Here is a 12,989-nt window from a genome sequence, read left to right as displayed (position 1 = left end):
TTCAACCTATTGCTAGCGTCATTGGCTAGCAATAGGTTGATCATTATTTTGTTGTAACAGCATCTTCATCTTTTTTCGTTTTAATGACTGGTTTTACTTTGCGATAGCGTGCCATTCCTGTTCCTGCCGGCACAAGTTTACCAATGATGACGTTCTCTTTTAATCCAAGCAATTCGTCGCGTTTTCCTTTGATCGCTGCATCTGTTAAGACGCGTGTCGTTTCTTGGAATGATGCCGCAGACAAGAATGAGTCTGTTTCAAGCGACGCTTTTGTAATTCCGAGTAATACTGGGCGAGCTGTTGCCGGACGTTTCCCTTCCATCAACACTTTCGCATTTGCATCCGTAAATTGATGAATATCGAGCAACGTTCCAGGTAATAAGTCCGTATCGCCTGCGTCAATGACGCGAACTTTTCGAAGCATTTGGCGAACCATCACTTCGATATGTTTATCGCTAATTTCTACCCCTTGCATGCGGTATACTTTTTGCACTTCACGCAACAAGTACTCTTGAACAGCATTCATATCTTTGACTCTCAATAGTTCTTTCGGGTCGATCGAACCTTCTGTTAGTTCTTGACCGCGTTCAACTTTCTGTCCTTCTTGTACTTTGAGACGTGCGCTATAAGGGGCTGTATACGTACGTGTCTCGACTTCGCCTTGAATGACGAGCTCACGTTGACGATCGCGCGTTTCATTAATAGCCACAACAACGCCATCAATTTCTGAAATGACCGCTTGCCCTTTCGGATTACGCGCCTCAAACAATTCTTGTACGCGCGGTAAACCTTGTGTAATATCGTCTCCTGCTACCCCACCTGTATGGAACGTACGCATTGTCAGCTGTGTACCTGGCTCACCGATCGATTGTGCCGCGATAATACCAACCGCTTCACCAACTTCAACTTCCGCACCAGTTGCCAAGTTGCGTCCGTAACATTTTTTACATACACCATGACGTGTGTTACATGTAAATGCCGAACGAATCCACACTTCTTCAATGCCAGCTTTTACAATAGCATTTGCGATATCTTCTGTAATCATTTCGTTTTCACGCACAAGCACTTCGCCTGTTTCCGGATGTTTCACCGTTTTGCGTGCGTAACGTCCAACGAGACGCTCTTCAAGTTTCACAATCACTTCTGTACCGTCTTTTAACGCACGAATTAACGTACCGCGGTCTGTACCGCAATCGTCTTCACGAATAATGACATCTTGTGCAACGTCAACGAGACGACGTGTTAAATAACCAGAGTCAGCTGTTTTTAACGCCGTATCGGCAAGACCTTTACGCGCCCCGTGAGTCGAAATAAAGTACTCAAGTACCGTTAATCCTTCACGGAACGAAGATTTAATTGGAAGCTCGATAATACGCCCTGCTGGGTTCGCCATTAATCCGCGCATACCTGCAAGCTGCGTAAAGTTCGATGCGTTACCGCGGGCTCCCGAGTCACTCATCATGAAAATTGGATTTCGCTTATCAAGCGATTCCATTAAGCGGCCTTGAATTTTATCTTTTGCCGCACTCCAAATCGAAATGACACGTTCATAACGCTCTTCATCCGTAATTAAACCGCGTCTAAATTGTTTTAATACCGTATCAACTTTCGCTTGCGCTTCTTCTAAAATTTCTTGTTTTTCCGGCAAGACGACAATATCAGCTACACCGATGGTGATACCTGCTTTTGTTGAGTATTTAAAGCCAAGATCTTTCATACGGTCAAGCATTTTAGACGTTTCTGTAATTTTGAAACGTTTAAATACTTCCGCAATGATGTTACCAAGAATTTTCTTCTTAAACGGCGGAACGAGTTCGCGTTTGCGAATTTCTTCTTTCACGTTCACACCTTTATCAAGGAAATATTTATCTGGTGTTCGTTCTTCAATGTTTTCTTGCGTCGGTTCATTAATATATGGGAATGACTTCGGCAAAATTTCATTGAAGATTAACTTTCCGACAGTCGTTACAAGCAACTTATTATTTTGTTCTTCTGTAAACGTTTCGTTTTTCAGCGAACCTGCATGAACCGCAATACGTGTATGCAGATGAACATAACCGTTATGGTAAGCCAGCAACGCCTCATCCGTATCTTTAAACACCATTCCTTCGCCGACTGCACCTTCACGTTCCATCGTTAAATAGTAGTTTCCTAAAACCATGTCTTGCGAAGGAGTAACAACTGGTTTTCCGTCTTTCGGGTTTAAAATATTTTGCGCCGCAAGCATAAGTAGACGTGCCTCAGCTTGTGCCTCTGCCGAAAGCGGTACGTGCACAGCCATTTGGTCGCCGTCAAAGTCTGCGTTATAAGCAGTACATACAAGCGGATGCAAGCGGATTGCACGACCTTCTACAAGCGTCGGCTCAAACGCTTGAATACCAAGACGGTGAAGCGTTGGTGCACGGTTTAATAGCACTGGATGTTCTTTAATGACAGACTCTAAAACATCCCAAACTTCTGGGTGAACGCGCTCAATTTTCCGCTTCGCGCTTTTAATGTTGTGCGCTAAGCCACGTTCTACTAATTCTTTCATAACAAACGGCTTAAACAATTCAAGCGCCATTTCTTTTGGCAAGCCGCATTGATACATTTTTAAGTTCGGGCCGACAACAATTACCGAACGACCAGAATAGTCAACGCGCTTACCGAGCAAGTTTTGACGGAAACGACCTTGCTTTCCTTTTAACATATGAGAAAGCGATTTAAGCGGACGGTTTCCTGGTCCTGTGACCGGGCGGCCACGACGACCGTTATCAATTAGCGCATCAACCGCTTCTTGAAGCATTCGTTTTTCGTTTTGAACAATAATGTTCGGCGCTCCAAGGTCTAATAGACGCTTTAAACGGTTGTTTCGGTTAATAACTCGACGATATAAGTCGTTTAAGTCAGATGTTGCAAAACGTCCGCCATCTAACTGTACCATCGGGCGCAACTCCGGTGGAATAACCGGAAGCACATCTAACACCATCCACGATGGGTCGTTACCAGAGTTCCGGAACGCTTCGAGCACTTCGAGACGTTTAATCGTGCGAGCACGACGTTGTCCTTGTGCTGTTTTTAGCTCTTCTTTTAACGTCTCTACTTCTTTTTCAAGATCGATATCTTGTAACAATTTTTTAATTGCCTCTGCACCCATTGAAGCTTGGAATGAATTTCCATACTTCTCGCGATATGCACGATACTCTTTTTCAGAAAGCAATTGTTTCTTTTCTAATGGCGTATCGCCTGGATCGGTCACGACGTAAGATGCAAAGTAAATGACTTCTTCTAGCGCACGAGGGGACATGTCTAAGACAAGTCCCATGCGGCTAGGAATTCCTTTAAAGTACCAAATATGTGAAACAGGGGCTGCTAGTTCAATATGACCCATGCGCTCACGGCGAACTTTTGCACGTGTCACTTCAACACCGCATCGGTCACAAACGACACCTTTATAACGAACGCGCTTATATTTTCCGCAATGACATTCCCAGTCTTTTGTCGGACCAAAAATGCGTTCGCAAAACAGACCATCTTTTTCAGGTTTTAATGTTCGATAGTTAATCGTTTCTGGTTTTTTAACTTCACCATACGACCAAGAACGAATTTTCTCGGGTGAAGCGAGTCCGATCTTCATATATTCAAACTTATTTACATCTAACAAGGGGCCTACCTCCCTTTTAATATCCAGGTTTTACCCTTATGTCCAAACGCTATTCTTTTACAACAACGCCTTCATCTTCTTTGGCTGACTCATCTGTAGGTGGGATGATGTCAACTGGTTGCACGTCATCATCTTCCCCGAAGTTTTCCATGCTAATTTCTTTTTCATCGCTTGATAATACTGTTACGTCCATACCTAAGCTTTGCAGCTCTTTAATTAATACTTTGAAAGATTCAGGAACGCCTGGTTCTGGAACGTTTTCACCTTTCACGATCGCTTCGTACGTTTTCACACGACCAACGACGTCGTCTGATTTGACAGTTAAAATTTCTTGCAACGTGTAAGCTGCACCGTATGCCTCAAGCGCCCATACTTCCATCTCACCGAAACGCTGACCACCAAACTGCGCTTTTCCACCGAGCGGTTGTTGTGTAACAAGTGAATATGGACCTGTCGAGCGAGCATGTAACTTATCGTCAACCATGTGCGCGAGCTTAATCATATACATAATACCGACAGAAACACGATTATCAAACGGCTCTCCTGTCCGTCCGTCATATAAAACTGTTTTCGCATCGCGCGCCATTCCTGCCTCTTCTAACGTTGCCCATACATCTTCTTCGCGAGCGCCGTCAAATACAGGTGAAGCGACATGAAGGCCTAGCTTTCTCGCCGCCATTCCGAGATGCAACTCGAGCACTTGCCCGATATTCATACGCGAAGGTACGCCTAGCGGGTTTAACATGATATCAACCGGTGTACCATCTGGTAAAAACGGCATGTCTTCTTCAGGTAAAATGCGCGAAATAACACCTTTATTTCCGTGGCGACCTGCCATTTTGTCACCTTCAGAAATTTTCCGTTTTTGTACAATGTACACACGAACAAGCTGATTCACGCCCGGCGGCAACTCATCGCCATCTTCGCGAGTAAACACTTTAACATCAAGAACGATTCCGCCTCCACCGTGCGGTACGCGTAAAGATGTATCTCGAACTTCACGCGCCTTCTCACCGAAAATCGCATGAAGTAACCGTTCTTCAGCTGTTAATTCCGTAACCCCTTTTGGTGTTACTTTTCCAACGAGTAAGTCGCCATCTTTTACTTCCGCACCGATGCGTACAATTCCGCGTTCATCTAGGTTGCGAAGCGCATCTTCACCGACGTTTGGAATATCGCGCGTAATTTCTTCTGGACCGAGCTTCGTATCGCGCGCTTCAGATTCGTATTCCTCAATATGAATGGACGTATATACATCGTCTTTAACGAGACGCTCGCTCATAATAATCGCGTCTTCGTAGTTGTATCCATCCCATGTCATAAACGCAACAAGCACGTTGCGACCAAGCGCTAATTCACCTTTTTCCATCGATGGACCGTCGGCTAAAATTTCACCTTTCTCCACGATATCTCCTGCTTTAACGATCGGGCGTTGGTTGTAGCACGTTCCTTGGTTTGAACGAACAAACTTCAACAGACGATATTTATCTAAGTCACCTTTGACTTCTTTTCCATCGACTTCGATTAAACGTCGTACCCAAATTTCTTTCGCTTCAACTCGCTCAACGATTCCGCGATGTTTACAAATAACCGCTGCTCCAGAATCTTTTGCTGCGACATACTCCATTCCTGTACCAACGATTGGCGCCTCCGGCTGCATAAGCGGAACAGCTTGGCGTTGCATGTTCGCACCCATAAGCGCACGGTTCGAGTCATCGTTTTCTAAAAACGGAATGCACGCTGTCGCTACCGACACAACTTGTTTTGGAGAAACGTCTACATAATCCACACGATCGCGCTTAACAACGATATTTTCGCCACGGAAGCGAGCAACAACGTTTTCTTCTAAAAATGTTCCATCTTCCGCAATCGGAACGTTCGCTTGGGCAACGACGTAATTATCTTCCTCATCCGCCGTTAAATAGTCAATTTGATTCGTTACTTTCCCTGTTTCAGGATCGACTCGGCGATAAGGAGTTTCAATAAAACCAAACTTATTCACTTTCGCATATGTGGAAAGCGAGTTAATTAATCCGATGTTCGGACCTTCTGGCGTTTCAATCGGACACATGCGTCCATAGTGCGAGTAGTGAACGTCACGCACTTCAAAGCCTGCGCGTTCACGCGTTAAACCACCTGGTCCAAGGGCAGAAAGACGACGTTTATGTGTCAATTCTGCAAGTGGGTTTGTTTGGTCCATGAATTGCGATAACTGCGAGCTTCCGAAAAACTCTTTAATAGCCGCAATGACTGGGCGAATATTAATGAGTTGCTGTGGTGTAATTGTGTTTGTATCTTGAATGGACATCCGTTCACGAACAACGCGCTCCATGCGCGAAAGACCAATTCGGAACTGATTTTGTAGCAACTCTCCAACAGAACGAAGTCGACGATTTCCTAAATGGTCGATATCGTCTGTATCACCGACTCCATGCAATAAGTTAAAGAAGTAGCTAATAGATGCAATAATATCTGCAGGTGTAATATGTTTCACTGTTTCTGGGATATACCCGTTACTAATGACCGTGATGACTTTTTCGCCATCTGGATCGTTTGGAGCATAAATTTTGATTGCTTGCAAAGCAAACTCATCTTCGACAACGCCCCCAAGCGGTTGGTATTTACGTATACCGATTCCTTTTTCAAGCTCAGGTAAAATGCGGTCGAGCGTTCTACGATCGAGAACTGTTCCTTTTTCAGCAATCACTTCACCCGTTTCCGGATGAACGAGTGTTTCTGCTAAACGTTGACCAAACAAACGGTTTTTAATATGGAGCTTTTTGTTAATTTTATAACGACCAACACTTGCGAGATCATATCGTTTTGGATCAAAGAAACGAGAGATGAGCAAGCTTTTTGCGTTTTCAACGGTAGGCGGCTCCCCTGGACGTAACCGTTCATAAATTTCAAGCAACGCTTTTTCTGTACTTTCTGTATTGTCTTTTTCTAACGTATTACGAATATACTCGTTATCACCAAGCAAATCGACAATCTCTTGGTCTGAGCCAAAACCTAACGCCCGCAATAACACGGTTACAGGCAACTTACGCGTACGATCAATGCGAACGTACACAACGTCTTTTGCGTCTGTTTCGTATTCGAGCCATGCACCGCGGTTTGGAATGACGGTTGCTGTAAAGCCACGTTTTCCGTTTTTATCTACTTTTCCGCTGTAATATACGCTCGGTGAACGAACAAGCTGGGAAACGATAACACGTTCAGCACCATTAATAATGAATGTGCCCGTTTCTGTCATTAATGGGAAGTCTCCCATAAATACATCTTGTTCTTTGACTTCACCTGTTTCTTTATTGATTAGGCGTACTTTAACTCGAAGCGGTGCTGCGTATGTAACATCGCGTTCTTTTGACTCTTCGACAGAGTACTTCGGTTCTCCTAAGCTGTAATCAATAAATTCTAGTGACAAATTTCCTGTAAAATCTTCGATCGGTGAAATATCTTGGAACATTTCACGCAATCCTTCGTCGAGAAACCACTGATAAGAAGAAGTTTGAATTTCAATCAAATTTGGTAGTTCCAACACTTCACTAATGCGCGCATAACTTCTTCGTTGGCGGTGTCGTCCGTATTGAACTAGTTGACCTGTCAACTGATTCACCCCTCAAATCAAACATTAATAACTTGTCATCAGACAAAAAAGAAATGGTTTCTTATAAGAAAACCACATGTTTGACCTATTATATATTTTATAAGTTTTTCCTCTAAACCTAAAATTATACATACATACACAGCATACGTAAACTAAAAAAAATACACATTTAGCATTTTATAATGGTATCATACACAAAATTAGGCGTCAAGCTTTTTGTGCCCGAATAATAAAGTAACCTTTTTTCTTTTCAACGACATCAACTTGATCAAAAATCGTTTTTAACTTTTCTAAAGCAGATGGAGCACCTTGTTTTTTTTGAATGACGACCCATAGTTGCCCACCAGGAAGCAAGTAGTTCGCACTTTGCTCAAAAATTGAATGGACGACTGCTTTCCCTGCACGAATTGGCGGGTTTGTAACAATCGCAGCAAACGCCCCTTCTACTTCGTCAAATAAGTTACTTGTGTAAATTTGGGCATTTTCAATACCATTTTGCTGTTTATTTTTCTCAGCCAACTCAATTGCTCGCTCATTTACATCGATCATATGCACAGTTCGATACGGAAAATCTTTGGCTAGTGCCAAACCGATTGGTCCATATCCACAACCAACATCCAGAATATTTCCACGCACATCTGGCTCCATAAATGTTTCAATTAGTAACCGCGAACCAAAGTCGACTTCTTTTTTCGAAAATACACCTTGATCGACTGTAAATAAAAACTGATGACCTCGCAACATATACGTCCATTGAAACGGCTTACTTTCTACAGTTGGCCGTTCCGTATAGTAGTGATCACCCATTATATTCACCTCTCTCCCTCATTGTAAACGAACGCACATAAAAACACAAAGAAGCCCGCTACTACGAGCGAGCTTCTTCACATCATTACTTGATTTCAACTTTCGCGCCAGCTTCTTCAAGTTTCGCTTTAATTTCTTCAGCTTCTTCTTTAGAAACGCCTTCTTTAACTGGCTTTGGAGTGTTGTCTACTAAGTCTTTTGCTTCTTTTAAGCCAAGACCAGTAAGTTCGCGCACAACTTTGATAACTTTGATTTTTTGTGCTCCGCCATCTGCAAGGATAACGTCGAATTCAGTTTTTTCTTCAGCAGCAGCACCAGCAGCGGCACCGCCAGCAACTACTACAGGAGCAGCAGCAGTTACACCAAATTCTTCTTCGATTGCTTTTACTAAGTCGTTTAGTTCTAAAACCGTCATATTTTTAACCGCTTCAATGATTTGTTCTTTAGTCATGATCGATCTTCCTCCTTAATATTTTAGTTTTAGGCGATTTGTAAATTAAGCACCTTGTTCTTCTTTCTTCTCAGCAACTGCTTTTGTAACAAGCGCAAAGTTGCGGATTGGTGCTTGAAGAACGCTAAGCAACATAGAGAGCAAGCCTTCGCGAGATGGAAGCTCTGCAAGCGCCTTAACTTCTTCAAATGTTGCTACGTTACCTTCGATGATACCTGCTTTAATTTTTAACGCTTCGTTCTTTTTTGCGAATTCGTTTAAAATTTTTGCAGGAGCAACGACATCATCATTGCTGAATGCGATCGCATTCGGACCTGTTAATGTTTCATCTAAACCTTCTAAGCCTAACTCAGCAACAGCACGACGAGTTAATGTGTTTTTGTACACTTTGAACTCGATGCCCGCTTCGCGAAGTTGCTTACGAAGTTCTGTAACTTGAGCGACATTTAAGCCGCGATAATCAACAATGATCGTTGATTTGCTCGCGCGAAGTTTTTCAGCAATCTCCGCTACTAGCTGCTGCTTTTGTTCAAGTACGCTGCTCATGTCAACACCTCCTGTAGAAGTTGAGTTTCGACACCACTTATACCGCTCAATAAAAAACCTCCATGTCAACGCAGACATGGAGGCCCCCGAAAAGTGCAAGATGCACTTATTTATGAGTCTCAACACCTCGGTAGGAAATTAAGCCTATATGAGGCACCTACTGTCTACGGTACAAATGATATTCGCTTTTCAAACAATAGATAGTATACTAAAGCGTTTCTAAAAAGTCAATATCTATAATTAGCGAGCAACAGCAACAGTAGAAGGATCTACTTTTACGCCAGGGCCCATCGTTGAAGCAACTGTTACGTTTTTCACGTATGTGCCCTTCGCCGCTGCTGGTTTTACTTTTAAGATTGTCTCATAAATTGTCGCGAAGTTTTCTACTAATTTTTCAGTATCAAATGATACTTTACCGATTGGCACGTGGATGTTTCCTGCTTTGTCAACGCGGTATTCCACTTTACCAGCTTTAATTTCATTGACTGCTTTCGCAACATCAAATGTAACCGTTCCAGTTTTAGGGTTTGGCATTAAACCTTTTGGTCCTAAAATACGACCGATTTTACCAACTTCACCCATCATATCAGGAGTTGCAACGATAACATCAAACTCAAACCAACCTTGCTGAATTTTGTTGATGTAATCTGTATCACCTACGTAATCTGCGCCTGCCGCTTCTGCTTCCTTCGCTTTTTCACCTTTTGCAAGCACTAATACGCGACGTACTTTACCTGTTCCATGCGGTAATACAACCGCACCCCGAATTTGTTGATCTGCTTTCTTCGGATCAACTCCTAAACGGAAAGCAACTTCTACTGTTGCATCAAATTTTGCAACGTTTGTCTTTTTCACTAATTCGATCGCTTCTTTTACGTCGTATGCTTTAGAGCGATCAATTAACTTCGCTGCCTCTAAGTAACGTTTTCCTCTTTTTGGCATTATTATTTCCTCCTTTTGTGGTTTTAACGGAAAGACCTCCCACGAATAAAGGTTGCGAAAACTATATAGTTCGCTTCCGCAACCTTTTCCAGCCAGATCTTCATTAGTCTTCGATGACGATACCCATGCTGCGCGCCGTTCCTTCGATCATGCGCATAGCTGCTTCAATGCTCGCCGCGTTTAAGTCTGGCATTTTTGTTTCAGCAATCTCGCGCACTTTGTCGCGCTTTACTGTTGCCACTTTATTACGGTTTGGCTCACCAGAACCAGACTCGATACCAGCCGCTTTCTTAAGTAACACAGCAGCAGGTGGAGTTTTCGTAATAAATGTAAATGAACGGTCTTCGTATACCGTAATTTCAACAGGAATAATTAAACCTGCTTGATCAGCTGTACGAGCGTTGAATTCTTTACAGAATCCCATGATGTTAACACCAGCTTGACCTAATGCTGGACCGACTGGTGGTGCTGGATTCGCTTTCCCTGCAGGAATTTGCAATTTGACAACTTTAATTACTTTTTTAGCCACGAGACACACCTCCTTAAGTCCGTGATGTGGTATTAGGGATATTCCCTCCCACTCCATATATGAAAACAATCATCGCATTCGTCTCAATGATTGAGACATACTGACCTTAAAATATTATCACTTTTCTTGCCCATTTGCAAGTTGTTTACTATTATATTTTTTCAATTTGCGAAAAGTCAAGCTCTACTGGTGTTTCACGTCCAAACATGTCAACAAGAACAGTTACTTTTTGTTTATCTATTTCGATTTCTTGGATCGTTCCAACAAAATTCGCAAAGGGACCTTCTTTAATCCGAACGGCTTCATTTAATTCGAAATCAAAGTCTAACTCGATCAAATCAACGCCCATTCGTTTTAAAATCGCGGAAACTTCTTCTTCCAGAAGCGGCGTCGGTTTCGATCCAGCACCAGCTGAACCGACAAACCCCGTTACTCCTGGTGTATTGCGAACAACATACCAGGAGTCATCTGTCATAATCATTTCGACGAGCACGTAACCTGGGAATACTTTCTTTTTGACAACTTTCTTTTTACCACCTTTTGTGTCTGTTTCTTCCTCTTCAGGCACGACGACGCGAAAAATTTTATCTTGCATACCCATCGACTCAACACGCTTTTCTAAGTTCGTTTTTACTTTATTTTCATAACCCGAGTACGTATGAATAACATACCAATTCTTTTCCATTCGCTGGGACGATATCGTCCTTCCCTCCCTAAACAAATCTTTTTTTAGGCAAAATAAAAACCCGTTACCGGGCTTTATTTCTTGTTTGTTATCTTTCATTATACCATGGATATACTATTACTATTCAAGTATAAAACGAACTAACTCTGAAATTCCTAAATCAATAACAGCAAAAAATACAGTAAAAAATGCCACTGTCGCTAAAACGGTGATCGTATAGTTTATTAGTTCTTTTCGTTTCGGCCAGCTGACTTTTTTCATCTCACGAACAACTTCGCGGAAAAATTTCGTTACTCGTTGCATAAGAAACCCTCCAACATCTCGGGATCATCAACTACTTCGTTTCGCGGTGAATCGTATGCGTATGGCATGTTTTACAAAACTTTTTCATCTCTAGCCGCTCATCGTAATGAGCAACATTTTTCATCGTTGAATAATTTCGACTTAAACATTGGCTACACGCTAAAATCACTTTTTTGCGCATACGTTTTCCTCCGGCATACTACGTCTTAAAAACTGTATCATACAATATTTTTTTATGTCAATATTATAAACGAATTCCTTGAATTTCTACATACTTTTCTAATTTGCGTTTCACGCGTTGCAATGCGTTGTCAATGGATTTCACGTGACGATTGAGCTCTTCCGAAATTTCTTGATATGATCGACCTTCTAAATAAAGAAGGAGCACTTTCCTTTCTAAATCGCTAAGTAGTTCGGTCATCTTCTCTTCCATATGATCGAACTCTTCCCTATTAATAATTAGTTCCTCAGGATTTGTTATTTTCGTTCCCGAAAGAACGTCCATCAATGTACGGGCAGAATCATCTTCGTAAATCGGCTTGTCCAATGAAACGTAACAATTGAGTGGAATGTGTTTTTGTCGCGTAGCCATTTTTATAGCTGTAATCATTTGCCGAGTAATACATAACTCCGCAAACGCCTTAAATGAAGACTGCTTATCTTCTTTAAAATCTCGGATTGCTTTGTATAACCCAATCATTCCTTCTTGCACAATATCTTCGCGATCTGCACCGACTAAAAAATATGAACGCGCCTTCGCTCGGACAAAATTTTTATACTTATGAATTAAATAATCAAGCGCCTCACTATCACCTTGATGCACAAGTTCCACAATCATTTCGTCTTCTAGTTGCTCGTAACGGCTTTGTTGTTTTTCATTTGCATTTGCGCTCACGCCGATCCCCCCGCCCTGCACATGGATAAAAGTATTATACAGTACATTTTTTTACAGGGTCAATCGTTCATTTTTCCCCTCTTCGCCATTTTTCGAAAATTTTTGCGACTTCATCTGTCAGAGGAATTTTTGATATCGGCTTCTTTTGTTGAATGTGCTTAACGTTCGTCGAAATATTTCGCTGCACCGCATCCACTTCAATGAGTAGCTCCCGTGCTGATTTACGTAACGCTCCTTGACCGAAAATCGCCCATTGTTCCGTATAGTCTGACGTAGCAACATATACTTTTGTCCGAACTTGCTGGAGCGATTTCGCCAATTTCTCGATATGTTCATCAGCCGTTTCGTTTTCCTTCGTGAAAATGACCTCTACTTGATGATCGACATATTTTTTTGTTGTTCCTTGTACGAGGTGTGCGTCAAAAACAATAATGACTTTACAACCAGTAAATGCTTGATATTCCGCCATTTTCTCGACAAGTCGGTCACGAGCTAACGATAAATCTGTATCGCGCAACTCGCGTAGTTCTGGCCAGGCACCGATGATGTTGTAGCCATCAACGATTAAAATGTCCATT

General features: G+C 42.3%; 12 protein-coding genes and 1 other annotated feature. All 12 genes read right to left on the bottom strand.

What is annotated here, in order from left to right; all coding sequences use genetic code 11:
- Positions 1 to 43: 43 nt before the first annotated feature.
- Positions 44 to 3,643 carry a DNA-directed RNA polymerase subunit beta' gene (gene rpoC, locus EKC99_RS07235; protein WP_019418661.1) on the bottom strand — a complete coding sequence of 1,200 codons (3,600 nt, stop codon included), beginning with the start codon at positions 3,641 to 3,643 and terminating at the stop codon, positions 44 to 46.
- 49 nt (positions 3,644 to 3,692) lie between these two features.
- Complete coding sequence (gene rpoB / locus EKC99_RS07230) at positions 3,693 to 7,253, bottom strand: DNA-directed RNA polymerase subunit beta (protein WP_035020781.1); 3,561 nt, start codon at positions 7,251 to 7,253, stop codon at positions 3,693 to 3,695.
- Between the two features lie 207 nt (positions 7,254 to 7,460).
- On the bottom strand, positions 7,461 to 8,060 hold the full coding sequence (locus EKC99_RS07225; RefSeq protein WP_055441980.1) for a class I SAM-dependent methyltransferase: 600 nt from the start codon (positions 8,058 to 8,060) through the stop codon (positions 7,461 to 7,463).
- Between the two features lie 85 nt (positions 8,061 to 8,145).
- Positions 8,146 to 8,511, bottom strand: a complete 366-nt coding sequence (gene rplL, locus EKC99_RS07220) for a 50S ribosomal protein L7/L12 (protein WP_003397647.1) — start codon at positions 8,509 to 8,511, stop codon at positions 8,146 to 8,148.
- Positions 8,512 to 8,556: 45 nt separating this feature from the next.
- Positions 8,557 to 9,057, bottom strand: a complete 501-nt coding sequence (gene rplJ / locus EKC99_RS07215) for a 50S ribosomal protein L10 (protein ID WP_006322668.1) — start codon at positions 9,055 to 9,057, stop codon at positions 8,557 to 8,559.
- 42 nt (positions 9,058 to 9,099) lie between these two features.
- Positions 9,100 to 9,245: a sequence feature (ribosomal protein L10 leader region), on the bottom strand.
- A gap of 52 nt (positions 9,246 to 9,297) precedes the next feature.
- The gene (gene rplA / locus EKC99_RS07210) at positions 9,298 to 9,999 is read right to left on the bottom strand and encodes a 50S ribosomal protein L1 (protein WP_055441981.1); all 702 of its coding nucleotides are present in this window, start codon (positions 9,997 to 9,999) and stop codon (positions 9,298 to 9,300) included.
- 103 nt (positions 10,000 to 10,102) lie between these two features.
- The gene (gene rplK / locus EKC99_RS07205; RefSeq protein WP_003397643.1) at positions 10,103 to 10,528 is read right to left on the bottom strand and encodes a 50S ribosomal protein L11; all 426 of its coding nucleotides are present in this window, start codon (positions 10,526 to 10,528) and stop codon (positions 10,103 to 10,105) included.
- A gap of 151 nt (positions 10,529 to 10,679) precedes the next feature.
- Positions 10,680 to 11,213, bottom strand: a complete 534-nt coding sequence (gene nusG / locus EKC99_RS07200) for a transcription termination/antitermination protein NusG (protein ID WP_019418665.1) — start codon at positions 11,211 to 11,213, stop codon at positions 10,680 to 10,682.
- A gap of 120 nt (positions 11,214 to 11,333) precedes the next feature.
- The gene (secE, locus tag EKC99_RS07195; RefSeq protein WP_055441982.1) at positions 11,334 to 11,516 is read right to left on the bottom strand and encodes a preprotein translocase subunit SecE; all 183 of its coding nucleotides are present in this window, start codon (positions 11,514 to 11,516) and stop codon (positions 11,334 to 11,336) included.
- Positions 11,517 to 11,547: 31 nt separating this feature from the next.
- Positions 11,548 to 11,697 carry a 50S ribosomal protein L33 gene (gene rpmG / locus EKC99_RS07190; protein ID WP_032101433.1) on the bottom strand — a complete coding sequence of 50 codons (150 nt, stop codon included), beginning with the start codon at positions 11,695 to 11,697 and terminating at the stop codon, positions 11,548 to 11,550.
- 63 nt (positions 11,698 to 11,760) lie between these two features.
- On the bottom strand, positions 11,761 to 12,411 hold the full coding sequence (sigH, locus tag EKC99_RS07185) for an RNA polymerase sporulation sigma factor SigH (protein WP_072242747.1): 651 nt from the start codon (positions 12,409 to 12,411) through the stop codon (positions 11,761 to 11,763).
- A 67-nt stretch (positions 12,412 to 12,478) separates the two neighbouring features.
- Positions 12,479 to 12,988 carry an NYN domain-containing protein gene (locus EKC99_RS07180; RefSeq protein ID WP_032101435.1) on the bottom strand — a complete coding sequence of 170 codons (510 nt, stop codon included), beginning with the start codon at positions 12,986 to 12,988 and terminating at the stop codon, positions 12,479 to 12,481.
- Position 12,989: the final 1 nt, after the last annotated feature.

This window comes from Anoxybacillus sp. MB8, assembly GCF_011006755.1.
In the GTDB taxonomy this organism is placed as follows: Bacteria; Bacillota; Bacilli; order Bacillales; family Anoxybacillaceae; genus Anoxybacillus; species Anoxybacillus gonensis.
Note: the sequence above shows the minus strand (reverse complement) of the source record. Positions and strands in the feature narration are given on the sequence as shown.